The 1,417-nt window shown below is 68.8% G+C and carries 1 protein-coding gene; it reads left to right on the top strand.

The window, feature by feature from the left end:
- The coding region (gene pgi, locus A5767_RS04090) for a glucose-6-phosphate isomerase (protein ID WP_064851714.1) at positions 1-1,417 on the top strand (1,417 nt) is incomplete at both ends.

Raw genomic sequence — 1,417 nt, 5'->3', positions numbered from 1 at the left:
GCCGCGGCTCGGGAGGCGATGCTCTCGGGTGCGCACATCAACGTCACCGAGGATCGGGCGGTGCTGCACACCGCCCTGCGTCTGCCCCGCGATGCGCAGTTGATCGTCGACGGGGTCGATGTCGTCGCCGATGTCCACGCCGTGCTCGACCGGATGGGCGAGTTCACCGACCGCCTCCGCAGCGGCGACTGGCGCGGCGCCACCGGGCAGCAGATCACCACGGTGGTCAACATCGGCATCGGCGGCTCCGATCTCGGCCCGGCGATGGTCACCCGCGCACTGCGGCGCTTCCACGACGGGCCGGCGACGCGGTTCGTCTCCAACGTCGACCCCGCCGATCTGACCGCGGCGCTGGCCGACCTGGACCCGGCGACGACCGTGTTCATCGTCGCGTCGAAGACGTTTTCCACCCTCGAAACCCTCTCCAACGTCACCGCCGCCCGCCGCTGGCTCGTCGACGCCCTCGGTGAAGACGCCGTGGCCAAGCATTTCGTCGCGGTGTCGACGCACACCGAGCGGGTGGTCGAGTTCGGCATCGACCCGGCGAACATGTTCGAGTTCTGGGACTGGGTCGGCGGCCGCTATTCGGTCGGCTCGGCGATCGGGCTGGCGGTGATGTGCGCCATCGGACGCGAGCGGTTCGCCGAGTTCCTCGCCGGCATGCACACCATCGACACCCACTTCGCCACCGCGCAGCCGGCACAGAATGCACCGTTGCTGGCGGGGGTGATCGGGGTGTGGAATGCGAGCATCCTCGGATATCGGTCGCGCGCGGTGGTGCCCTATGCGCAGGATCTGGCGCGGCTGCCGGCCTATCTGCAGCAGCTGACCATGGAATCGAACGGCAAATCCGTGCGCGCCGACGGCACACCGGTGGCGTGTCCGACCGGGGAGGTGTTCTGGGGTGAGCCCGGCACCAACGGTCAGCACGCCTTCTTCCAGCTGTTGCACCAGGGCACCGAGATCGTCCCCGTCGACTTTCTCGGCCTGGCCCGTAGCGGCGACGACCTGCCCGCCCGCGACGGGCAGACCAGCATGCAGGTGTTGTTGCTGGCGAACATGTTCGCCCAGGCCAAAGTGTTGGCCTTCGGGCGTGATGCCGACGAGGTCCGCGCCGACGGCGTCGACGAGGCGTTGGTGGCGCACAAGGTGATGCCCGGGGATCGGCCGTCGACGACGATCCTCGCCCCGGAACTGACCCCGTCGGTGGTCGGGCAGATCATCGCCTTCTACGAACATCAGACCTTCGTCCAAGGCGTCGTGTGGGGGATCGACTCGTTCGACCAGTGGGGCGTCGAACTCGGCAAGACCCAGGCCACCGCCCTGCAGACGGTGCTCGCCGGCGACGAGATCCCCGACACCGGCGACGCGTCCACCGACCACCTGATCGAGGTCTACCGCACCCTGCGCGACGGAG

It is taken from the genome of Rhodococcus sp. 852002-51564_SCH6189132-a, assembly GCF_001665495.1.
Classification (GTDB): domain Bacteria; phylum Actinomycetota; class Actinomycetes; order Mycobacteriales; family Mycobacteriaceae; genus Rhodococcus; species Rhodococcus pyridinivorans.
This window is presented reverse-complemented; position numbering and strand designations above follow the sequence as displayed.